Annotated in this window: 24 protein-coding genes; 13 read left to right on the top strand and 11 right to left on the bottom strand. The window is 64.4% G+C overall.

The window, feature by feature from the left end; translation table 11 throughout:
* Positions 1–116: 116 nt before the first annotated feature.
* The 5 genes from CH276_RS24675 to CH276_RS29115 all read left to right on the top strand — a co-directional run bounded on the left by CH276_RS24675 (position 117) and on the right by CH276_RS29115 (position 4,252).
* A complete protein-coding gene (locus CH276_RS24675; RefSeq protein ID WP_254924438.1) occupies positions 117–1,328 on the top strand; it encodes an ABC transporter substrate-binding protein in 1,212 nt (403 codons plus the stop codon).
* Positions 1,325–2,164, top strand: a complete 840-nt coding sequence (locus CH276_RS24670) for an ABC transporter permease subunit (protein WP_094632094.1) — start codon at positions 1,325–1,327, stop codon at positions 2,162–2,164. The genes CH276_RS24675 and CH276_RS24670 overlap by 4 nt, the downstream gene beginning before the upstream one ends.
* Entirely contained in the window at positions 2,161–2,934 is a 774-nt protein-coding gene (locus tag CH276_RS24665; RefSeq protein ID WP_094632092.1) for an ABC transporter permease, read from the top strand. The genes CH276_RS24670 and CH276_RS24665 overlap by 4 nt, the downstream gene beginning before the upstream one ends.
* Positions 2,931–3,962: an ABC transporter ATP-binding protein gene (locus CH276_RS24660; RefSeq protein ID WP_094632090.1), complete on the top strand. Its 1,032-nt coding sequence runs from the start codon at positions 2,931–2,933 to the stop codon at positions 3,960–3,962. Before CH276_RS24665 ends, CH276_RS24660 begins: the two co-directional genes overlap by 4 nt.
* A 158-nt stretch (positions 3,963–4,120) precedes the next feature.
* A complete protein-coding gene (locus tag CH276_RS29115) occupies positions 4,121–4,252 on the top strand; it encodes a hypothetical protein (protein ID WP_254924437.1) in 132 nt (43 codons plus the stop codon).
* A gap of 44 nt (positions 4,253–4,296) precedes the next feature.
* Here CH276_RS29115 and wrbA read toward each other — a convergent pair whose 3' ends face one another.
* Positions 4,297–4,896 carry an NAD(P)H:quinone oxidoreductase gene (wrbA, locus tag CH276_RS24650; protein WP_032395327.1) on the bottom strand — a complete coding sequence of 200 codons (600 nt, stop codon included), beginning with the start codon at positions 4,894–4,896 and terminating at the stop codon, positions 4,297–4,299.
* A gap of 285 nt (positions 4,897–5,181) precedes the next feature.
* On the opposite strand from wrbA, the gene CH276_RS24645 reads away from it, so the two are divergent.
* The 4 genes from CH276_RS24645 to CH276_RS24630 all read left to right on the top strand — a co-directional run bounded on the left by CH276_RS24645 (position 5,182) and on the right by CH276_RS24630 (position 8,438).
* The gene (locus CH276_RS24645) at positions 5,182–5,895 is read left to right on the top strand and encodes a haloacid dehalogenase type II (RefSeq protein ID WP_254924436.1); all 714 of its coding nucleotides are present in this window, start codon (positions 5,182–5,184) and stop codon (positions 5,893–5,895) included.
* A gap of 10 nt (positions 5,896–5,905) precedes the next feature.
* Positions 5,906–6,766, top strand: a complete 861-nt coding sequence (gene gluQRS, locus CH276_RS24640; protein WP_094632086.1) for a tRNA glutamyl-Q(34) synthetase GluQRS — start codon at positions 5,906–5,908, stop codon at positions 6,764–6,766.
* A gap of 103 nt (positions 6,767–6,869) precedes the next feature.
* The gene (locus CH276_RS24635) at positions 6,870–7,610 is read left to right on the top strand and encodes a hypothetical protein (protein WP_094689135.1); all 741 of its coding nucleotides are present in this window, start codon (positions 6,870–6,872) and stop codon (positions 7,608–7,610) included.
* Between the two features lie 78 nt (positions 7,611–7,688).
* Positions 7,689–8,438, top strand: coding sequence for a queuosine precursor transporter (locus CH276_RS24630; protein ID WP_094632082.1), 750 nt, complete (start codon positions 7,689–7,691; stop codon positions 8,436–8,438).
* On the opposite strand, the gene CH276_RS24625 is transcribed toward CH276_RS24630, so the two are convergent.
* Genes CH276_RS24625 through CH276_RS24615 form a run of 3 tightly spaced genes read right to left on the bottom strand, consistent with a single transcriptional unit; the run spans position 8,398 to position 11,292 of the window.
* Positions 8,398–9,249 (bottom strand): PaaX family transcriptional regulator, encoded by an 852-nt coding sequence (locus CH276_RS24625; protein WP_094632080.1) that lies wholly within the window; start codon positions 9,247–9,249, stop codon positions 8,398–8,400. The two genes, CH276_RS24630 and CH276_RS24625, sit on opposite strands and share 41 nt — an antisense overlap.
* Positions 9,230–10,441, bottom strand: coding sequence for a kynureninase (locus tag CH276_RS24620; protein WP_094632078.1), 1,212 nt, complete (start codon positions 10,439–10,441; stop codon positions 9,230–9,232). The genes CH276_RS24625 and CH276_RS24620 overlap by 20 nt, the downstream gene beginning before the upstream one ends.
* A complete protein-coding gene (locus tag CH276_RS24615; protein WP_032395332.1) occupies positions 10,438–11,292 on the bottom strand; it encodes a tryptophan 2,3-dioxygenase in 855 nt (284 codons plus the stop codon). Before CH276_RS24615 ends, CH276_RS24620 begins: the two co-directional genes overlap by 4 nt.
* Positions 11,293–11,436: 144 nt before the next feature.
* Here CH276_RS24615 and CH276_RS24610 point away from each other — a divergent pair, with 144 nt between their 5' ends.
* Positions 11,437–11,808 (top strand): BlaI/MecI/CopY family transcriptional regulator, encoded by a 372-nt coding sequence (locus tag CH276_RS24610; RefSeq protein ID WP_032395333.1) that lies wholly within the window; start codon positions 11,437–11,439, stop codon positions 11,806–11,808.
* Complete coding sequence (locus CH276_RS24605) at positions 11,805–12,686, top strand: M56 family metallopeptidase (protein ID WP_094632076.1); 882 nt, start codon at positions 11,805–11,807, stop codon at positions 12,684–12,686. Before CH276_RS24610 ends, CH276_RS24605 begins: the two co-directional genes overlap by 4 nt.
* Positions 12,687–12,688: 2 nt before the next feature.
* Here CH276_RS24605 and CH276_RS24600 read toward each other — a convergent pair whose 3' ends face one another.
* The 5 genes from CH276_RS24600 to CH276_RS24585 form a co-directional block, all read right to left on the bottom strand.
* On the bottom strand, positions 12,689–13,408 hold the full coding sequence (locus CH276_RS24600) for a VIT1/CCC1 transporter family protein (protein WP_032395335.1): 720 nt from the start codon (positions 13,406–13,408) through the stop codon (positions 12,689–12,691).
* Positions 13,401–13,877, bottom strand: a complete 477-nt coding sequence (locus tag CH276_RS24595; RefSeq protein ID WP_032395336.1) for a DUF2231 domain-containing protein — start codon at positions 13,875–13,877, stop codon at positions 13,401–13,403. The genes CH276_RS24600 and CH276_RS24595 overlap by 8 nt, the downstream gene beginning before the upstream one ends.
* Before the next feature lie 68 nt (positions 13,878–13,945).
* On the bottom strand, positions 13,946–18,334 hold the full coding sequence (locus tag CH276_RS24590) for an amino acid adenylation domain-containing protein (protein ID WP_254924433.1): 4,389 nt from the start codon (positions 18,332–18,334) through the stop codon (positions 13,946–13,948).
* A 32-nt stretch (positions 18,335–18,366) separates the two neighbouring features.
* The gene (locus CH276_RS28640) at positions 18,367–18,504 is read right to left on the bottom strand and encodes a hypothetical protein (RefSeq protein WP_176459420.1); all 138 of its coding nucleotides are present in this window, start codon (positions 18,502–18,504) and stop codon (positions 18,367–18,369) included.
* Positions 18,501–20,105 carry a DHA2 family efflux MFS transporter permease subunit gene (locus CH276_RS24585; RefSeq protein ID WP_094632072.1) on the bottom strand — a complete coding sequence of 535 codons (1,605 nt, stop codon included), beginning with the start codon at positions 20,103–20,105 and terminating at the stop codon, positions 18,501–18,503. The genes CH276_RS28640 and CH276_RS24585 overlap by 4 nt, the downstream gene beginning before the upstream one ends.
* A gap of 113 nt (positions 20,106–20,218) precedes the next feature.
* Here CH276_RS24585 and CH276_RS24580 point away from each other — a divergent pair, with 113 nt between their 5' ends.
* Entirely contained in the window at positions 20,219–20,701 is a 483-nt protein-coding gene (locus CH276_RS24580; protein WP_032395585.1) for a MarR family winged helix-turn-helix transcriptional regulator, read from the top strand.
* 1 nt (position 20,702) lies between these two features.
* Positions 20,703–21,389, top strand: coding sequence for a pyridoxamine 5'-phosphate oxidase family protein (locus CH276_RS24575; protein ID WP_094632070.1), 687 nt, complete (start codon positions 20,703–20,705; stop codon positions 21,387–21,389).
* Here CH276_RS24575 and tgt read toward each other — a convergent pair.
* Both tgt and CH276_RS24565 read right to left on the bottom strand, forming a co-directional pair.
* The gene (gene tgt / locus CH276_RS24570; RefSeq protein WP_094632068.1) at positions 21,343–22,581 is read right to left on the bottom strand and encodes a tRNA guanosine(34) transglycosylase Tgt; all 1,239 of its coding nucleotides are present in this window, start codon (positions 22,579–22,581) and stop codon (positions 21,343–21,345) included. The genes CH276_RS24575 and tgt overlap by 47 nt on opposite strands.
* Before the next feature lie 48 nt (positions 22,582–22,629).
* The gene (locus CH276_RS24565) at positions 22,630–24,570 is read right to left on the bottom strand and encodes an ABC transporter ATP-binding protein (RefSeq protein WP_303396068.1); all 1,941 of its coding nucleotides are present in this window, start codon (positions 24,568–24,570) and stop codon (positions 22,630–22,632) included.
* Between the last annotated feature and the right edge of the window lie 5 nt (positions 24,571–24,575).

Below are 24,575 nucleotides of genomic sequence, written 5' to 3'. Positions count from 1 at the left end.
TGCCCGCGTGTTCAGCGGTTGTCTCATTCGACCGATTACGGTGGTGAGGGCAGCGTCGTCGACGGCTGCTTCGGTTGATCTGGAGGCCCACGGTGATTCGTTCGGTACGGTGCGCAGTGACGATTGCCGCGAGCGCAGGGCTGCTGCTCACGGCCTGCGCTGCGCCGGATTCGGAAGCTCCGATCGCCGAGGCGCAGTCGTGGAGCGAGATCGAACAGCAGGCACAGGGGCAGACCGTCTCGCTGTGGATGTACGGCGGCGACGAGCAGGGCAACGCCTACGTCGACGATGTGCTCACCCCCGCGGCGGCCGAGGAAGGCGTCACCCTGCGGCGCGTACCGGTGGAATCGACCACCGATGCCGTCAACCGCATCCTGTCCGAGCGGCAGGCCGGGGTCACCGACGGCGAAGTGGACCTGGTGTGGGTCAACGGCGCGAACTTCGGCACCGGCAAGCAGGCGGGCGCGTGGCTGTGCGGGTGGACGCAGAACCTGCCGAACATGGAACTGACCGATCCCGAGGATCCACTGTTGCTCGACGACTTCGGCACTCCGGTCGAAAACTGTGAATCACCTTGGCACAAGGCTCAATTCACATTGGTCTACAACGCGGCGGCCATCCCCGATCCGCCGACGACATTCGACGGCGTGCTCGACCGGGCTCGCGCGAACCCGGGCCGCTTCACTTACCCCGCTCCCCCGGACTTCACCGGATCGGTGTTTCTGCGTGAGGCGTTGATCAATGCCTCGGGCGGCGTCGACGAGGTACCCGCTCGGTTCGATCAGGACTCCTACGCCCGCTTGGCCCCGGCATTGTTCGATCGACTGAACGAGCTCGCCCCGTCACTCTGGCGCGAAGGAACGACGTATCCACAGTCCTCCTCCGAGCTCGACGCCCTCTACGCCGGCGGCCAGGTCGACATGACCATGACGTACGGCCCCGCGACCCTCCCGAAACTCGTCGCCGACGGCACCTTCCCGCCGGAGACTCGCGTCCTGACTCTCGACGAGGGAACCGTCGGGAATGCGAGTTTCCTTGCCATCCCATCGACGTCGGGGAAGTCGGCAGCGGCACAGGTGGTCGCCAACCTCGCGTTGTCGCCCGAGCAACAACTCGCGAAGGCGACGCCGGACGTGTGGGGTCAATTCACCGTTCTCGACCTGGATCGGTTGACGCCGGAGTCTCGCGCACAGTTCGAGGCGTTGCCGAGTTCGACGGTGCTGCCCTCCTACGAGGAGTTGTCGGCCAATGCGCATCCCGAACTCTCGGCGGACTGGGTCTCGCCGCTCGACGAGGGTTGGCGTCGAAGCGTGCTCGCAGGTCAGTGAGCGCGTTTACGAAGAGCTTTCGCGGCACGGCGGCGGTGCTGCCTGCCGTCGTGTTGGTCGTTCTCGTCGTCGGCGGCGGTCTCGGGACGGTGGTGCTGCAGAGCTTGGGTCTGATGCCATTGGTCGGCACCCCCGAACTGTCGGTCGGCGCGTATTCGGCGCTCGGCGATGACCTGTGGCGCTCAGTGGGGCTGACGCTGTCGATTGCCATCGTCTCGACGGCTCTTGCCGCGGTGATCGGGCTGGCCGTTGCACTGACGGCTCTGTCGGGTGGACGCGCCGCGTTGGTCGCGGCCGGGGTGACGGTCACGGTGCCGCACCTGATCAGTGCCGCCGCGATGGCATTGTTGCTGGCCGATTCGGGGATGCTTCCCCGCATTCTCGGCATGACCGACGGTGGCTGGCCGGAATTGGTCGGTGGGAAGTGGTGGATCGCCGTGGTCCTCGAATACGCCTGGAAGGAATCGGCTTTCGTGGCCGTCGTCGTGGCGGGCACGCTCGCCACCCGAATAGCAGCATTCGACGAGACGGCCGCGACCCTCGGTGCAGGCCGGTGGGCTCGGCTCCGTTTGGTCACGCTGCCGTTGGCTCGGCCCGCACTGATCGCGTCGACGGCCATCGCGTTCGCCTACACGGTCGGCTCGTTCGAGGTGGCCCGCATTCTGGGTCGCCCGTATCCGGAGCCGTTGTCGGTGATGGCGATTCGCCTGTTCACGTCGATCGATCTCGAGACGCGTCCGCAGGCTGCTGCTGCGGCGACCGTTGCCACCGCGCTGACGGTGGTTGTGGCCGCGGTGGCACTGCATTATCTGCGCAGATCGGCAGCGTGGAAATGAATCGCGTTCCTCCTTTCGCCGGCCGGGCCGTGCTGGTCCTGTGGTTCCTGCTGCCGCTGATTCCGGTTGTCCTGTGGGCCATCAGCAATCGCTGGTCGTTTCCCGGTTCGGTTCCCCAGGAATGGGGATTCGACGGCGTTCGCAGCGCCCTCGATGCCGGGGGTACCGATGCTTTCATGCGATCGACGCTTCTCGCTCTCGCCGTCGCCGCCATCGCAACGCCATTGGGCGCGTTGGCCGCTCGCGCCCTGGTGAACGGTACCGTGCGCCTTCCTGCTGTCGTGGCCGGTGTTCTGTTCGCGCCTGTGGCTCTACCCCCGTTCGCCGTGGCGTTGGGGCTCGACGTTCTGGTGCTGCGCTCGCGCATTCCGAGCACGGTGGCGGTGATCGCTCTGCTGACCGTCGCGGCCATTCCGTACACGACGTATCTGATGCGAGTGGCATTCGGCGCGTACGACATCGGCTACGAGGAAGAAGCTCGCACACTCGGTGCGTCGAATGCCATGGTGCTGAGACGGATTCGCATTCCGCTGTTGGCTCCGGCGTTGGCGGGTTCGGCACTGCTCGCGTTCCTCGTGGCGTGGAGCGACTACGTGATAACCCTGCTGATCGGTGGAGGCAGACTGGTCACCGTGCCCATTCTCGTCGCGTCGTTCGCTGCCGGGACCGGCAACGATTCGGTGGTGGCTGCGCTGTCGGTCGCCGCCGTGGTGCCGCCGTTGTTGCTGGTGCTCATGCTGGCCCGGTTGCGTCGTAGGAGTGCACGATGAGCGTCGAACTGTCCGTTCACGGACTCACGAAAGTCCATGCCGGTCAATCGGTTGCGGCGTTGGATTCGTTGGATCTCACCGTGTCACCGGGGTCTTGCACGGCGATTCTCGGGCCGTCGGGATCGGGCAAGAGCACTGCGCTACGACTCATCGCGGGACTCGATTCACCCACTGCCGGCACGGTGCGCATCGACGGACACGAGGTGAACGACGTCGCGGCCGAGAATCGCGGGGTCGGCATGGTGTTCCAGCGTCCGATGTTGTTCCCGCACATGTCGGTACTCGACAACATCGGCTTCGCCTACCGCGCCGCCGGGGACAGTCGCAAGCGGTCGCGCGAACGTGCCCGGGAGTACCTGGACCTGGTCCACCTCGGCGATATCGGAGGTCGTGCGGTGTCCGAGGTATCGGGCGGGCAGGCTCAGCGGGTGGCGTTGGCGCGTTCGCTCGCCGGCTCACCGCGCGTGTTGTTGTTGGACGAGCCCTTCAGTGCACTGGATCCGTTGTTGCGCAGCGAGATGCACGACCTGGTTCGCGAACTGCGTTCGACGTTGGATCAGACTCTGCTGCTCGTCACTCACGATCAGCAGGAGGCGGCGGTGCTGGCCGATTCGGTGGCGGTGCTCATCGACGGTCGATTGGAGCATCACTCCGATATCGCCACGGCCTACACGCGCCCCAGCACGCTGGCAGTGTCGCGACTGATGGGTGGGGTCAACGAAATCGAGGGTCAGTGGGACGGGGTTGGGGTGCATCGCTCCGAGCTCGGGGAGTTGGAGGTCGACGGGGTTTCTCTTCCGGCTGGGCCGGCCGTGCTGTTGTTGCGACATGAGCTGATCACTCTGGATGGCAACGGGATTCGTGGGGTTGTTTCCAACCTGCGGCCTACCGGGTTTCGCAGCATCGCGGACGTGACCGTGGGGTCACTGACTGTGAAAGTGGAGTTGGCGGCGGGGTCTGCGTTGCGGGTCGGGGATGCGGCGGGGTTGCAGATTCCGCGTGGGGCGAGGTTTGTTGTCACGGATTGAGTTCGTGAGTGGGGCGATTCGCAGAGAACGTGGCCGAACTCGATGAGCGCTCGGTATGCGGTCGATGCTGTTGTTCTGTACCAGGCCGGCGAGCGGATCTCGCAGTTCGAAGGGGTTGAGGGTCTTTCCGAGGCCTGTCCGGTGACGCGGCCGACGCCATGCTCCGCATCAGCACGTTCGTCGTCGAGGGGTTGCTGACGCACGCGGCGTCACCGGCAGGCTCGCGAGCGGTCATCGAGCAACTCGTGGAATCCATCGCATCGGGTCACCCAGGACACAACCCGCCCTGAGTGACCCGATGCCGAGTGATGGAGCTACGAGCCGCTCGTCCTGCTCACCGCGACAATGCCGTTGCGACGGTGACCACGCGGGTGGCCATGTGCTCGAGGGCCGCAAGCGTGGCATCCTCCAGTTCGTTCTGGTTGTCGCCCCCGGTCACATGGCTGACGCCATAGGGGTTGCCGTCGGCGAACTTCAGACCGTCGGTGTATCCGGGCGGGACCAGGACGCCGCCGAAGTGCATCAGCGAGGTGTACAAACCGGTGAGCGTCGTCTCCTGGCCGCCATGCAAAGTCTGGCTGGAGGTGAACGCGGCGTACGCCTTGTCCGCAAGTTGTCCCTTGGCCCAGTAGCCACCGAGCGAGTCCATGAAGGTCTGGAACTGTCCCGCGGTGCTACCGAAACGCGTCGGCGATCCGAAGATGACGCCGTCGGCCCAGACGATGTCGTCGCCGCTGGCAGCCGGAAGATCCTTTGTTGCTTCGTACTGCGCCGTCCAGGCGGGGTTCTCGGCAAAGGTGCTCGGGTCACGTGTCTCTGCGATGTGCCGCACGCGGACCTCCGCTCCCGCAGCTGTGGCTGCGTCGGCGAGCTTGTTCGCCATGGTGGCCCCGTGACCGGTTGCCGAGTAGTAGATGATCGCGATCTTGGTCATGTGATGACGCCTTTCGGTATGCGGAGCAGGTCGGCCCTCGGCGGACGTGACTTCTTGACGTCTCACCGGGCGCTTCGGCAACGTGCGCCGTCGGCCTGCAAGTCGTTGCGATGTCAACAACTTCGACCGTACCCGAAGTAGTTGCTTTGTCAACCATCTACCTGCCGGAGCGTGCTGCGATACTGGCGCGATGGAGGATCTCGGAAGCGACACCGATCGACGTTTCCGGGAATGCGGCGTCGTCGTTGCCCAGGAAAAAGAGAACCACCACAAGGAGCTCAGTTCGTGAACGATCCCCACGACCCGAACATCTCGCCTGCGCTGCGTCGACCACGCGTGATCGTCTTCGACGTCAACGAAACGCTGTCCGACATGTCGCCGTTGTCGGAGCGCTTCGCCGACGTGGGAGCCCCCGCCGAACTCGCGTCGCTGTGGTTCGCGAGTGTCCTGCGTGACGGCTTCGCCCTCACCGCAGCCGGCTCGGCGCAGCCCTTCGCGGACGTCGCATCCGGGCTACTTGCAGTGATGCTGCAACCTGAGGCGCTGAATCGGGAGATCGACGACGCCGTCGAGCACATCATGGGCGGCTTCATGGGCCTGGACGTGCATCCCGACGTAGCAGACGGCATCAGAGCACTGGCTGCGCTCGAGATTCGGCTGATCACCCTGAGCAACGGCGCGGTCGGCGTTGCTCGAAAACTGCTCGACGGTGCCGGAGTTCTGGAACACGCAGAGATGCTGCTGTCCGTCGACCAAGCCGGGGCATGGAAGCCCGCCGGACAGTCGTACCGATACGCACTCGATCGGTGCGGCGTCGAACCCCACGAGGCCATGCTCGTCGCCGTCCACCCCTGGGACATCGACGGTGCCCACCGTGCCGGACTGGCCACGGCCTGGATCAACCGCACCGGCACCACCTACCCGCAGCACTTCACCGCGCCGGACCTCGAGGCGACCTCACTGCTCCACCTCGAGCAACTTCTGCGGCACTCGACCTAGAGTTGTCCTCATGCCCGCCGGACGCTTCGCCCCCAGTCCTTCGGGCGATCTGCATCTCGGCAATCTCCGAACCGCGCTTCTGGCTTGGCTCTTCGCCCGCTCCACCGAACGTCGGTTCGTGATGCGCGTCGAAGACCTCGATCGCGTCAAACCCGGCTCGGAGCAACGCCAACTCGACGACCTCGCCGCCATCGGAATCGACTGGGACGGGCCGATCATGCGGCAATCCGAGCGTCGGGAAATTTACGACGCCACGATTCGCACGCTGACCGCCGCCGGGCTGACGTACGAGTGTTTCTGCACGCGTCGGGAAATCCTCCAGGCCGCCTCCGCCCCGCATGCTCCCGACGGCGCGTATCCCGGAACCTGCCGCGACCTCACCGCAAACCAGAGAGCAGCGAAGGACCGCCCACCTGCCATTCGATTGCGTTCACAGGTAACCGAATTCACCATCGTCGATCAGCTGCAGGGCCTGTTCCGAGGCCAGGTGGACGACTTCGTCCTGCGTCGATCCGATGGCGTGCCCGCCTACAACCTGGCTGTCGTCGTCGACGATGGCGCGCAGGGCGTCGATCAGATCGTGCGCGGCGACGACCTGCTCACCTCCGCGCCGCGACAGGGCTACCTCGCTCAGCTCCTCGGCCTCACCCCCGCGACGTACGTCCACGTGCCCCTCGCGCTCAACGTCGAGGGCAAGCGTCTGGCCAAGCGAGACGGCGCGGTGACGCTACGCGAACGACCCGACGCGTGGGCACTCATCACCACTTCCCTCGGTGTGCCCGACGTGAAGAACGCCGAGGAATTACTCGAGCGGTGGAAGCCGACGCAGGTACCCCGCGAACCGTGGGTGTTCGACCCCGCGAATCCCTGATCCACGAACCGATCGAGATCACGTTGCAATGTGACGGGACCCAACTCGGGATCGATCGGACGTACAGTGACCGCGACAACTCTTCCCGAGGGAGAAGGACACGATGACCTCAGGCGGTTACGACCCCGACAAGGATCCACAGAACCCCGGTGGCTATCCGCCGCCGCAGGGCGGTTACCCACCACCTCCCCAGGGCAACTACCCGCCGCCTCCGTCGTTCGGTGAGTCGCCGATGCCGACGCAGTTGTCGGTCGGTTCCGCCATCGGATACGGCTTCGAGAAGTTCAAGCAGAACGCCCTCGTCTGGATCGGCATCGTCCTGATCGCCGCGATCATCCAGGGCGTCCTGAACTTCGTGCTGACCTCCGACAACTTCGTCCTCAGCTTGATCTTCAGCGTCATCGTCGGAGTCGTCGCCCTCCTCATTCAGGCGGCACTCGTCCGCGGCGCTCTGCACGAGGTGGACGGGATCAAGCCCGCTTTCGGGTCCTTCTTCCAGTTCAACAACGTCTTCGCCATCGTCATCGCCGGCGTCCTCGTGGGCATCGCAACCGGCATCGGCTACATCCTGTTGGTCATCCCAGGACTCGTCGTCACGTTCTTCACCTGGTGGACCTTCCAGTTCGTCATCGACCGCGGCGACGAGCCGATCCCCGCCATCAAGGCCAGCGCCAAGGCGATCGCATCGAACGGCGGGACCATCTTCGTCCTCGCGCTCGCCCTGTTCGGCCTCAACATCGTCGGCGCGATCCTGCTCGGCATCGGTCTTCTGGTGACCATTCCGATCACGATCATCGCCGGCACCTACGCCTACCGCGTCACCGTGGGCGGCCGCGTCGCCTGACCGGTGATACGCCTCGATGGGCGCGCATCCCTCACCCGGGATTCGCGCCCATCGTCGTCTCGGTGCTTGGATCGAGCGGTGACTACTACCGAACACACCGCCCCCGACGGCGGCACCGAGTCTGGGCAGGCCACATTCGCTCACATCAGCCGGGGTTACTACCCCACCATCGTCGCGCTCTTCGTCGCGACGCTGCTGATCTCGAATGTGGCCGCCAGCAAAGGTGTCGCCTTCTTCGCCTCGTCCGACGTCATGCTCGGACCCTTCCAAATCCTGCCGATCAACACCGACGGCGCATTCTTTCTGTTCCCCCTCGCCTACATCCTCGGAGACGTCCTCAGCGAGGTGTACGGCTTCAAGGCCGCACGCCGCGCGATCTACCTCGGCTTCGGATCGTTGCTGCTCACCTCGGTGTGCTTCTGGATCGCCATCGAACTTCCCGCCGCGTCCTTCTACGAGAACCAAGAGGCCCTCGAAACCGTCGTCGGAGTCGTCCCCCGCCTCGTTCTCGCCGGTCTCGCCGGCTATACCGTCGGGCAGCTCCTGAACTCGGTCGTCCTGGTCAAGATCAAGGAACGCACCAAGGAAAAGCACCTGTGGGCGCGACTGATCGGGTCGACCATCGTCGGCGAATTCTTCGACACCCTGATCTTCTGCTCCATTGCCGCCGGAGTCATCGGCATCAGCACCTGGACCGACTTCATCAACTACGTCATCGTCGGATTCCTGTGGAAGACCCTGGCCGAGGTCATCGTCATGCCGATCACGTATCGCGTCATCTCGTACATCAAGAAGCGCGAACCGTCGTATCGACCCATACCCGACTGATCTCCAGGTAGCGCTCACGCGCCGCATCGAAAGTCGCGACGGCCCGGGTCCCCGGCCAGTCCTCCGGTGTCATGCACGGAGGCAGGCCCGGGTCGACGTAGGGAATGACGCGCCACTCGTCGAGCAACGGCACGAACGTGACGAACGCGTCGCGGGGGTTCCGGGCCGGCGACCCGCCGTCGTGAGCGGCAAGGAATGCCCGATGCCGAGCGGCGATGCCCGCCAGGGGCCACCACTGGGCGGCGCTCTCACGCAGTGTGGCCGGTGGCGCTACCTCGGAGGCCACGAAGCTCGTCACGTATTCCGACAACTCCAATGCGTCGATGATGTCGCCCGCCTCACGCGCGAGGTATTCGGGCGCGATCCACAAACCGGGTGAGACCGTTCCGCATCCGATTGCGGTGAGTCGACGCCTCAGTTGGTGGCGCGCGGCACGTTGCGTCTCCGGAATGGTGAACGAGATGAGCCGGAACGGATCGCCGTCGGCCATCCGACGGAACCCGAAGATCCGACCGTCACCGCGCGCGAACATGGTGTCGGCCTGCTCGGTGATGCGATAGCCGGTGCGGCCCTCACGATTATCGGATTCGACGACGCCCTTCTTCTTCAGCCTGGTCATCGCGATGCGCGTACTCTCCGGTGCCACTCCGACCGCATCCATCCACACGACGAAGTCGGCGATGGCAAACCACCCTCCGAGGGGCCGAACGTACGCCCCGAGCACCGTGCGAACCAGTGAGGTGGCGCTTCCCGGACGAGAGTCGAAATCGTCGAGAATTGCCCCGGCGGTGCTAGGCGCGGAGTTCGTCACGGATCGCCACGATTCCCAGGTACACCTCGCGATACGAGGTGCTCAGTGGACTCAGGCCCAATCGAATACCCTGTGGCGCGCGGTAATCCGGGATGACACCTCGCTTCCACAGACGAGCGGTGATGGCCTCGAACTCGGGATGGTCGATGGTGACGTGCCCGCCGCGTCGCGTCGAATCCTCGGGTGAGGCGATCTCCACTCCCAACGGCACCAACATCTCACGCACCAGTTCGAGGGCATACTCGGTGAGCGCAACGGACTTCGCGCGTATCGCGTCCATCCCCACCTCGGCGATCATCTCGATGGTGTCCTGCATCGCGATCATGCCGAACACCGACGGCGTTCCACTGATGACCCGTCGAATACCCTGTGCCGGAACGTAACCCTGCGCCATCTCGAACGGATCGGCCCGACCCATCCAGCCCCAGATCGGCTGGACGAACTCGCCCTGAAGATCACTGCGCACGTACGCGAACGCGGGCGATCCGGGACCGCCGTTGAGGTACTTGTAGGTGCACCCGACGGCCAGATCCACTCCCCAGGACTCGAATTCGAGCGGCACCGAGCCGACGGAATGGCACACGTCCAGCAGCATCAGTGCGCCGGCCTCGTGCGTGATACGTGTCGACTCGGCCACGTCGACGAGGAAGCCGGACCGGTAGGCAACGTGGGTGATCACCACCAGCGCGGTGTTCTCCCCCACCACCTCGGCGAGTTGTTCCGGTTCGATACCACCGCGGCGGTCCGTCTCGATCCATCGCAGCGTCATGTTCGATTCCGCCGCAATGCCTTCGAGAAGATAGCGATCGGTCGGGAAGTTGTCGCGGTCGATGACGATCTCGGTGCGACCCGGCCGCATGGCGATCGCCGCCCGTGCCAGCTTGTACAGCAACACCGTCGTCGAATCGCCGATCGTGGTCTGCCCGGGCGCGGCTCCCAGGGTGGCGTCGGCCAGGGCGTCGCCGATGGTGACGGGCAGGTCGAACCACTGCTCGTCCCAGCCGCGGATCAGGCGTCCACCCCAGGCGTCGGTCATGAAGGTGTTGATCCGTTCGACGCTGGCCTTGGTAGGCCGGCCCAACGAGTTTCCATCGAGATACGCGCTGATCGACGGGTCGTCGATACCGAGGAATCTGTCGCGGTAGCTACGGAGTGGATCCTGGGCGTCCAGTTCGTCTACGCGTTGCGTCATCGTCCGATATCCGTTCTCACAGCCAGCAATTCGGGAAAGAAGGTGAGCTCCAGCGCCTTCTGCAGAAATCCGACTCCACTCGATCCACCGGTTCCGCTCTTCATTCCGATGGTACGGAGCACCGTCCGCATGTGACGGAAGCGCCAGAGCTGGAAGTTCTCCTCCAGATCGACGAACTCCTCGAAGGCCTCGTACACCGCCCAGTGCTCGGTGTGGTTCTCGTAGACGAATGTGATCAGCGGCATCAGGTCCTCGTTGAACGTGTATGCCGCAGTGACGTCGCGATCGAGGGCTGATGCCGGTACGTCGTACCCCTGCCGCGCCAACGACCGCCACAATGCGTCGTACAGGCTCGGCTGATGCAACAGCGTCGACAGCAGCTCATGCGCAGCCGGATCCGACTCGAAGACCTTCAGCATGCCCGCATTCTTGTTGCCGAGCACGAATTCCACCGCCCGGTACTGGTACGACTGGAAACCCGAGGAGTTACCGAGGAAGTCGCGGAACTGCGAGTACTCCGTCGGGGTCAATGTCGCCAGCACCGACCACTGCTCGGTCAGTGTCTTCTGGATGTGTTTGACCCGGGCGACACATTTGAGTGCGGTGCCGATGTCGTCGACGTCCAGAGCCGCTCTGGCGGCCAGCGTCTCGTGAATGACCAGCTTGAGCCACAGCTCGGTGGTCTGGTGCTGAATGATGAACAGCAGTTCGTCGTGATGCTCCGGTCTACTCACCGGCTTCTGGGCGCTGAGCAGAGTGTCGAGGTCCAGGTACGCGCTGTAGCTCATGCGGTCACTGAAGTCGGTGACGACATTCTTCTCTATCGCGCGAGTATTGGCTTCGACGCCCATGACTAGTCCTCGAGGTGGTGGTCCGACAGGGCCAAGAGTATTACACGATCACGCCGCCCGCTAGATCAGTGACATATCCACGCCTCGAAGACGGGCGTGAACGTGGCCTATCCTCGAAGTAATCGACTCGAGTGAGGAAGTGCAGTGCGTAGAGCGTCCGGACAGTTGGAGGAATCGATCCTCGAGCTGCTCGGCGCGCACACGGAACTGTCGGTGGCCCAGGCTCGCGAGCATCTCGGGTCCGACCTGGCCCACACCACCGTCATGACCGCACTGGTGCGGTTGCACGGCAAAGGCCTCGTCGATCGCGAGCGCCGTGGGCGGTCCTTCGTCTACACCCTCAACGCTCCGGTCGACGAGATCCCCGCGCTTCGGGCTGCAATGCGCATGCGCACCGAGCTCGGAGCCAGACCAGAACGCGCCGACGTGCTGGCCAGCTTCGTCGCCTCACTCGACCCCGAGGACGAGGCAACGCTGCGCAGCCTGTTGGCGAAGGCCGACGAGACTCGGCCATGACCCTCCTGCTGGTCGTTGCAGCCCTCCCGTGGCTGCTGTCGATCGGTCTCCGATTCGGATCCGAGCACATCGACCGGCGACTGAACCCACAGACCGCCGTCGTCCTGTTTCCACTGCTGTCCGTGGTCACCGCCTTCGCGGTCCTGTCGTCGATGGCGGCACTCGCGGCGGTGCTGCTGGCGTCGGGCGAGATCGCATCGGTAGCGCTGGGTGCCGGTATCGCCGTATGGATTCTGTGGCGCATTCTCGAAGTGACACAACATGTTCGACGCGTCGCCGTGGGGTCGTCCATCGCATCCGAGTTCGGGGCGCAGGCACGGGAATCGGGCGGCGTCGTGCTCGTCGAGACCGACATGCCCGACGCGTTCGCCGTTCCTTCCGGCGGCGGTGCCGTCGTGATCACGACGGGACTTGCACAGGCGCTGTCGGACAACGAGTTACGCGCAGTGATCGAGCACGAACATGCGCATCTTCGACACCGCCACAGCTTCTGGATCCAGATGTGCGAGATCGCAACGCAATTCGACCCGATCCTGCAACCGATCGCCGCCAGGGTGCGCCACGCTGCGGAGCGTCATGCGGACGAGAGCGCAGCGGCACACAGTCGGCCGGACACGTTGTCCGCCATCGCCAGAATCGCTCTGCTGCGTGCCCACGTCGAGCGGGGTCCGCGCACCCTCGCCGGCACGGGCGGAGATGTCGTACGCCGGGTGCGGGCCCTGAGCGAACCACCGCCGTCGCGTCAGGATCGCCGAGTCTTCGCCGCCGGAGTGATCTTGATTCTGACGTTCGCGGTCATCTCGGTATCGCTGTTCGACGTCGTCCAGGACGTCATCGCACCGGAAACCGGCGAAGCGGCGACAGCGATCTTTCGCTGATCTCAGATACCCGCGACGCCCGCCAGTTGGCCGATCGCATACGTGACGGCCATCGCGATCGCGCCACCGATCACGATTCGAGTCACCGCCGGGCGACTCGGCGCTCCACCGAGGCGTGCGCTGATGGTTCCGGTCAACGCCAGAGCCAGCAACACGACGACGAATGTGACCGGAATGCGTTGAGAAGCAGGCAGAAGCAGGATCGAGAGCAACGGCAGAAGGGCACCGCTGATGAACGACACCGCCGACGACGCGGCCGCTTGCCACGGATTGGTCAACGCATCCGGGTCGATTCCCAATTCGATGTCGACGTGTGCAGCAAACGGATCGTGGTCGGTCAGCTCCTGCGCAACCTTCTGCGCGGTCTCGGTCGAGAGCCCCTTGGCCTCGTAGAGCGCAGCCAGTTCCGCCAACTCCTCCTCGGGCTCTTCTGCCAGTTCCCGCCGCTCCTTGATCAGCAGAGAACGTTCGGCGTCACGTTGCGTGCTCACCGACACGTACTCCCCGAGCGCCATGGATACAGCCCCCGCGACAAGGCCAGCAACGCCCGCGGTCAGCAGCGACCCGCGGTCGGTGGTGGCAGCAGCGACACCGACGACCAGACCGGCGGTGGAGACGATGCCATCGTTGGCACCCAGCACCCCGGCCCGCAGCCAGTTCAACCGACCGGACAGATCTCCGTGTGGTTCGTGCTCGTGCAGGCTCGGCTCAGGCTCACTCATCGCCGGCGGTCACCGATACGTCGTCCCACGCGGCGCGCGCGCCGGACTCTCCGATTCTGTACACCTGCACGATTGTGGTCGCTCCGATCACCACTGCCAACACCACCACTGCGATCGACTGCCACCGCACAGGCGCGTTGCCGCGACGCTCACGAAGGTGCAGGAACACGAGCAACGCAGCGACGATCACCAAGCCGACCGAGAAGTAGATCATCCAGTCACCGATCTCGGTGTGCTGTTCGACGGCCGCGGTCTCGGGGACACGCTTCTCGAGCCACTCGCCTGCCTCCGTCGTCAGTGGAGTGAGCACCAGGGTGATCACCGCCAGGGCTGCGATGAGCCACACGAGCCGGCTGCGCACGCCGGACCAGATGCTGGCGGCGACGGCGAGGATCGCGGTCAGCGGTGCCAGCACCACGATGAAGTGAACGAGCAGAATGTGGGCCGGAAGGCCGTTGAAGGTAGACATACGTTCTCCCGCTGGCTTCGAAGTCGCGTGCACCTCACGCACCGCACATGCTACACACCGTGTAGTAACTACGTCGGCGGTTCGATCGCGAGCAGATCCCGCCACGCCGAGTCCGGAGCTGCGACCATCGCGTGCACGATCCGCTCGAAACACCGGCCCAACTCCAGCGCGGTATCAGCGTCGAACAGTGTTGTGGGATAGACGATATCGACCGAACTCTCGATAGCCTCACCTTCATTGTCTCGATGTTCTGTGACGTGGAAGTGAAGGTCGCACTTGGCGATGTCGAGGGGCCGCGGCGTGATCTCGAATCGCACGTCCCCGACGTCGAAGGCTGCGGCGGTGAAGACATCCAACGACAGCGCCACCTGGAAGATCGGATGCCGCGCCTCCGTCGACTGGGCACCGAGGTGGGCGACGACGTCCTCGAACGGTACCGATGCGTGGTCGAAAGCACGCAGTTCACTGACCCGAGCCGACTGCACAACGTCCTCGACGCTCGTTGCGGACCCGATGTTCGTCCGTATCGCAACGGTATTGGTGAAGGTACCGACCAGCTGCTCGAGTCTCGGGTCGTCGCGGCCGGCCACCGGGGTTCCGACGACGAGGTCGGTCGATGTCGTCGTCTCTGCGAGCAAGATCAACAGCGCCGCACGAAGCACGGTGAATCGGCCTGTCCCGCAACGTTGCGCCAGATCCGACATTCTCTCGGTGGCGTCTGCGTCGAAACGAAGCGACGTGCGGGAGCCGGTGAAGTCCCATTCCTGCCTGCGCGGTCGGTCCAACGGCAAGCCTCTCGAGCTGGGCATGTCTGCCAGTTCCGTGCGCCAGAAGTCGAGATCGGCCGACACGTCGCGGTCGGCGGCCCAGACGCTGTAATCGGCGTACTGCAGCGGTAGTTCGGGCCACGACGGTGCGGTGCCCGCGATCCTGGCGTGATACGCCAGGACGAAATCCGACGCCAACAGCCCCAGCGACCAACCGTCCGCCGCACTGTGGTGAACGGCGCACGCGAGTACATGGCGGTCGGGCGCAACCGCGAACAGGCGAGCCCGGATCGGGAACTCGGTGCGCACGTCGAAGGGGTGCTCGAGCGTCTGCACCACCGCATGGTCATCGAAGTCGACAACATCGAGGTTCGGTACAGCCTTCGCCGAATCCGGCTCGACAACCTGCACCGAAACCCCGTCGACATCCGGGTAGTGCGTCCGCAGGGTGTGGTGCCGATCGATCAGGTCGGTCATCGCTTGTGAGGCTGCTGCTGCGTGGAACTCCCCGGAAATCGTGACCGTGAACGGCAGGTTGGATACTGGAAGCCGTGCGCTTCGATCGATGTGGCGTTGCTGCGGAGCGAGCGGAATTGCAACTACGCCCTCCGCCATTCCGCGTTCGGGCCGCGAATTTTGTTGCCGCCCAACCAGACGACGCTCGTCTATTCGTGCCGCCAAGGCCTGAACGGACGGGGCCTCGGCGAGATCTCGCACACCGATCTCGACCGAAGCCTCGGCCCGCACCGATCCGACGACTCTGGTCGCCGCCAACGAGTCACCTCCGAGATCGAAGAACGATGCCGCGCAATCGATACCGTCGCGGCCGAGGATCCGTGCGAACGCTGCCGCCACCATGTCCTCGGTGGCACCGGACGGCTCGATCGGAGTACCGGTCGACCGCGCGGTCGGGCTGGGAACAGGGAGTGCGCCGCGATCGACCTTGCGATTGAGCGTCAGCGGAATCTCGTCGAGGATCGAGATGGTCGCCGGCACCATGTGGGCAGGCAATCGCCCCGCGAGATCCCGACGAATGCGTTCGGTGTCGAGCACCTGTTCGCTGCGGCCGGCCACGACGTAACCGTCGATACGGGCGTCCCCGGTGCGGCTGCGTCGCAGAGCCGATGACGCTGCAGCAACCTCGGGAAGCGATCGTAACGCTGCGTCGATCTCCCCCAGTTCGACGCGATTTCCTCGAATCTTGATCTGATCGTCGGAGCGGCCGAGGAATTCCAGCGTCCCGTCGCCGCGCAGACGCGCCCGATCTCCGCTGCGGAACATCCGCAGTCCTGCACTGCTGAACGGGTTCGCGACGAAGCGCGCCGCTGTATCCGGCGTGCGACCGAGATATCCTCGCGCGACGCCGAGGGTCTCGATGTAGATCTCGCCGACCGCACCCGACGGAACGGGCCGCAGAGTTCGATCGAGGAGGTGAATCACCGCCCCCACCATGGCTCGACCGATCCCGTCTGCGCTGCCCGGGTTCAGTGGCGCCGTCATGGTGACACTGCAGGTCGTCTCGGTGGGGCCGTACGCGTTGAGCAGTCGTCGATCCACCGACCAGCGGTCGACCGTATCCTGCGGGGCCGCTTCACCGCCGATGACGATGGTCCCGACGCCCGCCAGTGCTGCGGGATCCAGCGTCGCCAGTGCGGAGGGTGTGATCAGCAGATGTGTAATTTTCTGCCGGGCAATCAGTTCCGACAGTTCTGCGCCGCCGTAGCTGTCCGGCGGCGCGATCACCACTGCCGCGCCTGCGGTCGCTGCGGCCAACACTTCGACGATGGCCGTGTCGAATCCGGGCGAGGCCAGATGACAGACTCGTGACTCGACGTCGAGGTCGTAGCTGCTCCGAATCTGTTGCACCAGAGCGGCGATGCCATCGTGGGTGACGACGACGCCCTTGGGAGTGCCGGTGGAGCCGGAGGTGTAGATGACGTATGCCGCTCGGTGCGGTGCCGTCGGTGTGGATTCATCACCCGGGCCACCCTCCGCGAGAACATCATCGAGGTCCAACCACTCCACCTCACCGAACTGGCCGCCTCCGCTGCACAGGCCCACCACCGCTCCGCTGTCTCGCATCACGAACTCCGCTCGCTCGCGGGGGTGGCTGGGGTCTACCGGGACGTACACCGCACCCACTCGTGCGATCGCCCAGAACGCGACGACTCCCTCGACGGATCGGCCGATGCGCACGGCGACCCGGTCCTCGGTGCCGATTCCTCGGGCAGTCAAGGCTGATGCGAGTGCGGCGACTCTCGTGTCCAACTCTGCGTAGGTGACCGACACCTCCGCATCCTGGATCGCAATTCGATTGCCGTGCTGCGTGATTACCGTCGAGAGTACGTCGTTCAGCGATCCCGGCTCCGTCGAGGCGGCACCGACCGACGCGGGTGTCGCACGCGGCTCCTCCGGCAAGAACAGGTCCAGGTCCGCCACCGCCGTGTCCCCGCAGCCGGAGTCGGCGAAAAGGTCGAGGAAACGCAGGAACCGTTCGTGGCGGCGAGCGAGGTCACTCGGTGTGTAGACGTTCGAGTTGGCCTCGAAGTCGATGCGTGGCCGCTCTCCACCTCGACCGGGATAGATGTTGACGGCGAGGTCCGACACCGGGCCGGTGGTCAGAATGTCGATCTCACCGTCGAAGTCGCCGACGGCCACAGTGTTCGCGAACATCATCACGTTGATCGTCGGCCCGAAACGCCCTGCGCGCAGTGCATGTCCACTCTCGGACACCGGTGGTCGGCTGCGCTGACGCCGAAGTACGGCTCCGATCGCCACCTCGGCCGACTTGACCACGTTGTTCACCGTCGCCGATCCGACGCCCGGCAACCGCAACGGCACCACATGAGACAACGACGACCCGGCCCGACGCAGCAGTGCTGTCGGCCGCGCAGAGACAGGCAACGACAGATCCACGTCGTCGGCGTCGTTCATACTCGCCAGGTACGCGGCGAACGCGGCGATCACCACCGTCGACGTCGCACGACCCGAAGCGGTCCGAGAGATCGATCGATCCTCGCCGACGACGATCGGCACCGATGCAGGCTGGGCACTTCGCCCCCATGGCGCACCACAACCCAGATCGGCGGACGCCCAATGTGCCCGATCGCGTCGCGCGCGGGTGGACGTTCGGTAGCGTTCGTCCTCGGCCAGGAGCTCGGCCGGTGAAGTGGCATCGATCGGCTCGGGCTCGACGCCACCGAGCATTGCCGAGTACAGCGTCGCCGCCCGCTCGAGCACCTTCATCGACGCATAACCGTCGAGCGCGATGTGGTGGGCTCGGGTGTACCAGAACACACGGTCGTCCCCGACGCGCAGAACCCGCAAGCGCACCAGCTGTCCGTCCATCGAGAAGGGCGTTCGGCAGTCGTCGTTCATCCACTGTCGGGCTGTTTCTACCGGACGTTCGTGTTCACGAAAGTCGAGAATCTCCACCGCCTCGGTATCCGCGTCCACGAATCGTTGCATCGGAATGCCGTCGACCTCGGCGATTCGCATCGTCGACGAGGAAAATTCTCGATGCGCCGTGCTGCCGCTGGCAGCCAGGGTGTCGACGTTCACGGTGCCGACGATGTCGACGTAGTACGCAATCGCGAACGAAACGTCGGGCATGAACTGCTGGGCCAGCCAGATGTCGGCCTGCGACGAAGTCAGCGGCAGGGCGTCGAACATGGTGGTCCCCCCAAGCATCACGAATTACTACACATTCAGTAGTACCACGATCAGCGAGTCCCGCGTTCGATCCCGTTCTCGTCGGGGTTGCGGAGGGCTGCATCCAGTGCAACGAACATGTCCAGAAACGTCGCCGGACGAGCGCTTTCCCGATCCTCATCCTGTTCGTCGCCACCCGACGCCGTCATGCTGCGACATCCTCGTGCGCGTCGCTCCGCGGAACCGACTGCGCTGGTCGGTTCGGAATCAGAGCGGTGGCAAGCAGTCCGAACGCGACGAAGCCGGCTGCGATGAACCCTCCCAGGTTGACCCCGTGCGTCATAGCGTCACGCGCGGCGTCGGCGACGAACTCCGTTTCGGGGAGGCTCGCAAATCCGGCGATAGCTCCGCCTGCACTGTCGGTGATCGACCGCGCCAGCATCTCGGCATCCGGAACTCCCGTGAGCGAGTCACGTACCTGCGAGCCCAGAGTGGTGAAGAAGGTCGTCGTCAGCACCGCGATGCCCAGGGCGGAACCCAGTTGCCGGAAGGCACTCTGAATTCCGGATCCCTGACCGGCACTGGCGGTGGGCACGTCGTCGAGAACGACATTCGTAACCTGAGCAGTTGCGAATCCAACACCGATCCCATAGAAGAACAACACGATCGCGATGTGCCACCACGGACTGTCCACCGCCGCGACAAACCCCAGCCCGGCAAGCCCGACCACCTCGAGGCCCAGCCCGATCCGAACCAGGTTCAACGGCGAAAGCGAGGCTGCGAGAGCGAAACTCGCCCCGCTGGCGACGAAGCTGCCGATCGCGATGGGAACGAGCATGGCACCGGCCTGGACTGCGCTGTATCCCAACGTGAATTGCAGCCACAACGGTAGTACGGCGATGATTCCGAACTCACCCAGCCCGATCAGCAGTGTCGCAATATTGCCACCGCGGAACGAAGCGATGGAGAACAGGCGGGTGTCCATCAAGGCCTTGTTCGTATCGGCACCGCGGCTGAGGGCTCGTTGTCGAACAACGAAGGCCGCCAACGACAATACGGACAGCGCCAACGACACGAACACCACGGAGACGCCCACGCCCCAGGTCGCCCCGAACAACTCGAATGGCTCCGTGGACACAACCCAGCCGTATGTGCGCCCTTCGATGAGCCCGAACGCCAACAGTCCGAGTCCGGCGATCGACAGCACCGCACCGAGTGAGTCGATTCGTCCGGATCCACGCGGTGACCGATCGATGAACAACAGCGAAGCGACGAGAATGAGGGCGACGAGGGGGATGTTGATGCCGAATGCCCAACGCCACGATGCGTGTTCTGCAAGCCATCCACCGAGGAGTGGGCCGAGGGCCGACGCAGCTCCGATTGTCGAGCCCCACACCGCAAACGCCTGCCCCCGGGCCTTCCCGGTGAACGTCGCATTCAGTAGCGCCAACGACGTCGGCAGGATCAGCGCGCCACCCACACCTTGGAGAAACCTGGCTCCGATCAACAACTCGCCACTGGTGGCGACACCGGCCAACAGACTCGAGATTCCGAAGACAACGACGCCTGTCACGAAGACTCTTCGTGCACCCACGATGTCGGAGATGCGGCCGACCAGCAGGAGCAGCGCGGCGAAAACGATGGCGTAGGACTCCTGAATCCATTGCGCCTGAGCGGAATCGATACCGAGATCGTCGATGATCGAGGGCACGATCACGTTGACGATCGTGGTGTCGACGACGATGAGCGCGACACCGAGCGCGATGGCGATCAGACCGAGCCAACGGCGCAACGAATGGGACATCGTCATCGAACTACCTCCACCGTAAAGTTACTTTATCGTGAAGTTATATCGGGGATCGGTAGATTGTCAACGCAGCTCCGTGCACGCGGGGCACCACGCAGCAGAAGCGAGGCGATTCGATGAGCGACGATCGGTCCGACATTGCCGAACAACGAACCCGCCTGATGGAGGCGCTGCGAACGTACGGATCCGCCTTCAATCAATTCAGCCGACGGTTCGCCCAGTGGTCCGGACTGCATCCCACCGACGGAGAAGCGCTGATGGAGATCGTCTACGCCGAAGAACGCGGCGTCCCGTTGTCCCCGTCTCGACTGGCAGAGCGAGTACAACTCACCTCAGGGGCCACCTCGACACTGATAGACCGACTCGAACGGGCCGGACACGTTCGGCGCACACGAGAGGGCACCGATCGACGTACCGTGACACTACGAAGTGGGTCCAGCGTGCACGAGATGGCCGACGAGTTCTTCGGCCCCCTGGGTAACCGTCTCGACACGATGATGGCCCGGTACCCACCCGACATGCTCGCGGAGTTCGAGAGCTTCGTCGGCGAGCTCGTCGACACCATGCAGACCGAACTGACCGATCCCAGGACACCGTGAGATGCCGCAGAACAACCACTATCACCACTTGATGTTCGGCCCTGCCGCGATTGCGCGGCAGAAGGTCGACGGCAGCTACACCGCCTACGGCTCGCAGACCGAGCGTCCCGACGACGGCCCGACGCCTCTCGACACTCGCGAGAAGGCCATGATTCGCGCGTTGGATCAGTTCCAGATCGCCACCGTCGCCGAGACCGGGTGGCCCTACATCCAGTATCGAAGTGGACCGAAGGGCTTTCTGCAGGTCCTCGACGATCACACGCTCGGCTTCGCCGACTTCGCCGGAAACCACCAGTACGTCACGGCGGCCAATCTCGACCACGATGACCGCGTCGCACTGTTTCTGGTGAATTACCCTCTGCGGCAACGTCTCAAGCTCTACGGGCGGGCCCGTACCGTCGAAGCGGCGGACAATCCCGAACTGTTGTACCGACTGAGAAGGATCGGCGACACGACCGTCGCCGCCACGTGCGAACGCAGCGTCGTCATCGACGTCGAGGCCTTCGACTGGAACTGCACCCGCAGCATCATTCCCCGCTACGACGCGAATTACCTCGCGGAGCTGTCCGAGGTCTACCAGCGCAAGGCAGTCGAGCGGGAACAGGAACTGCTACAGCGCATTTCGGAGCTCGAAGATCAGCTCACGCAGTCTTCGCAGCATAGAACCGACCCAGGAACTCGGTCTTGAACTCTGGGAAGCGTCCCTGCTCGATGGAGGCGCGGATGTCGTCGACGAGCTTGACCGTGAAGCGCTCGTTGTGGATGGTGCACAGCGTCGAGGCAAGCATCTCCTTGGCCTTGAACAGGTGATGGATGTACGCCTTGGTGTAGTGCGCGCAGGTGTAGCAGTCGCAGCTGTCGTCGATCGGGGTGAAGTCGCGTCGATGCTTGGCGGTGTTGATGTTGAAACGGCCCGTCGGCACGTAGATCGCCGCATTACGCGCCACCCGTGAGGGATTGACGCAATCGAAGGTGTCGGCACCGTTCTCGATGGCCGTGAAGAAGTCGTCCGGCTCGCTGATGCCGAGCATGTGACGCGGCTTGTGCTCGGGCAGTTCCTCGTTCACCCACCGGGTGATGGTGCCGAGGTTCTGCTTCTCGAGTGCGCCGCCGATGCCGTAGCCGTCGAATCCTCTGCCGGTCTCTCCGGTGATGGTCTCGAGATCGTGTGCAGCCTTGCGTCGCAGATCCTCGTACTGCGCGCCCTGGACCACCCCGAACAGGGCCTGGTACGGCTTGTCGGCGCGCTCGACCGTGAGCCGTTCGTGTTCGAGGACGCACCGCTCGGCCCACGCCTGCGTCCGATCGACCGACTTCTCCTGGTAGCCGCGGGTATTCATCAGCGTCGTCAGTTCGTCGAACGCGAACATGATGTCGGCACCGAGGCGATGCTGAATCTGCATCGAGACCTCGGGGGTGAAGCGATGCTTGGAGCCGTCGAGGTGGGACTTGAACGTCACCCCGTCGTCGTCGACATGCGCGAGGCGTTCCTTGCCCTCGGCGATGACGTCGTCGGACTCCACCCGCGAGGCGTCCATCGAGATGACCTTCTTGAAGCCGACGCCGAGGGACATCACCTGGAATCCGCCGCTGTCGGTGAATGTCGGCCCGTCCCAGTTCATGAACTTGCCCAGCCCACCCGCCTCGTCGACGATGTCCGAGCCCGGCTGCAGATACAGGTGGTACGCATTGGCGAGCACCGCCTGCGCGCCGAGTTCCTTCATCGCTTCCGGCAGCACTGCTTTGACGGTCGCCTTGGTACCCACCGCGATGAACGCGGGGGTGGCGATGTCACCGTGCGGAGTGTGGATGGTGCCGGTACGACCGAGCTCACCGTCGAGCCGGGTGCCGATATCGAAGCCGAAACTGGAGGAACTCACCGCGTCAGTATGCCGCTCCGCGGCTTGTGAGTGGAAATTCGTAGCCTGCTACGAATTGCCGTGCACCTGCGGCGCAGCCGCTCCAGCCGCATTCAGCCGGAAGTAGGCACCCCTGGCCGCGAGCAGTTCCTCGTGATTGCCCTGCTCGACGATGCTGCCGTTCTCCATCACCACGATGGTGTCCGCGTCGCGGATTGTGGAAAGCCGATGCGCGATAACGAAACTGGTGCGATCGGTGCGCAGCTTTGCGGTGGCCTTCTGCACCAGCAGTTCGGTGCGGGTGTCGACGGAGCTCGTGGCCTCGTCGAGGATGAGGATCAGCGGCTTGGCCAGGAAGGCGCGGGCAATGGTGATGAGCTGCTTCTCACCGGCGCTGACGTTGTTGCCTTCCTCGTCGATGATCGTGTCGTAGCCGTCGGGCAACGAGTGCACGAATCGGTCGACGTAGCTCACCCGCGCGGCCTCGAGGATTTCCTCTTCGCTGGCACTCGGGTCGCCGTAGGCGATGTTGTCGCGAATGGTTCCGCCGAACAGCCAGGTGTCCTGCAGCACCATTCCGGTACGGGCGCGCAGCTCTTCGCGGGTCATCTTCATGGTGTCGACGCCGTCGAGGGTGATACGGCCGGAGTCGATCTCGTAGAACCGCATGATCAGGTTCACCAGCGTGGTCTTGCCAGCACCGGTCGGTCCGACGATCGCGACCAGATGCCCGGGATCGGCAACCAGCGACAGGTTCTCGATCAGCGGGCGGTCGGGCGAGTAGCCGAACGAGACGTTCTCGAATTCGACGCGTCCTCGGCGCTGAGTGGGTCGAACGGCATCGACCGGGTCCGCGTCCTCTTCCTCGGCGTCGAGCACCTCGAAGATGCGCTCGGCGGACGCCACACCCGACTGCACCAGGTTGACCATCGAACCCACCTGGGTGAGCGGTTGCGTGAATTGACGCGAGTATTGGATGAACGCCTGCACCTCACCGAGCGTGAGCGTGCCCGACGCCACCCGCAGCCCGCCGACGACGGCGATGACCACGTAGTTGATGTTCCCGAGGAACATGATGACGGGCATGATCATGCCGGAGATGAACTGCGCCCGGAAGCTCGACTGGAACAGCTTCTCGTTGCGGTCGCCGAATTCGCGTTCCACGTCGGCCTGACGGCCGAAGGCCTTGACGATCTCGTGGCCCGTGTAGGTCTCTTCGATCTGCGCGTTGAGCTTGCCGGTGTGCTTCCACTGCGCGACGAAGTGCGGCTGTGAACGCTTGGCGATGACGGCGGTGACCGCGAACGACGCCGGAATGGTCAGCACCGCAACGAGAGCGAGCAACGGCGAGATCCAGATCATGACGCCGAGGATGCCCAGGACGGTGAGGATGCCGGTGATCAATTGGCTCAGCGTCTGCTGCAGGCTGGTCGAGACGTTGTCGATGTCGTTGGTGACGCGGCTCAGCGTCTCGCCGCGAGCATTGTTGTCGAAGTACTTCAGCGGCAGTCGATGCACCTTCGCTTCGACGCTGCCGCGCAGCAACAGGATTCGACGCTGCAGCGCGATGTTGAGGATGTATCCCTGCGCCCAGGCCAGCACCGCAGAGAGCACATACAGAACCAGGACCCACATCAGTACGGTTCCGACTGCACCGAAGTCGATTCCGGCTCCGGGAGTCAGGTTCGTGCCGGACACCAGATCCGCGATGGAGTCGTTGCCTTGGGCGCGCAGCTGGTCGATGGCCTGGTCTCTGGTCTGACCCGGATCGAGCTCGCGGCCGACCACACCGTTGAAGATGAGGTCCGTCGCGTGTCCGAGGACGCTGGGCGCGGCGACGGTCAGGACGGTGCTGGCGATACCGAACGCCAGCATGATCGACAGGAGCACTCGCTCGGGAGCGAGCAGGCCGATCAGTCGTTTGAACGAGCCCTTGAAGTTGCGGGCCTTGGTTCCCGGCTTCACAGTCTTGGAGACGGGAGCGATGTCTTCCTCTTCCGCCTTCTCCACCTGCG

It is taken from the genome of Rhodococcus sp. 06-470-2, from assembly GCF_002258235.1.
In the GTDB taxonomy this organism is placed as follows: domain Bacteria; phylum Actinomycetota; class Actinomycetes; order Mycobacteriales; family Mycobacteriaceae; genus Rhodococcoides.
This window is presented reverse-complemented; position numbering and strand designations above follow the sequence as displayed.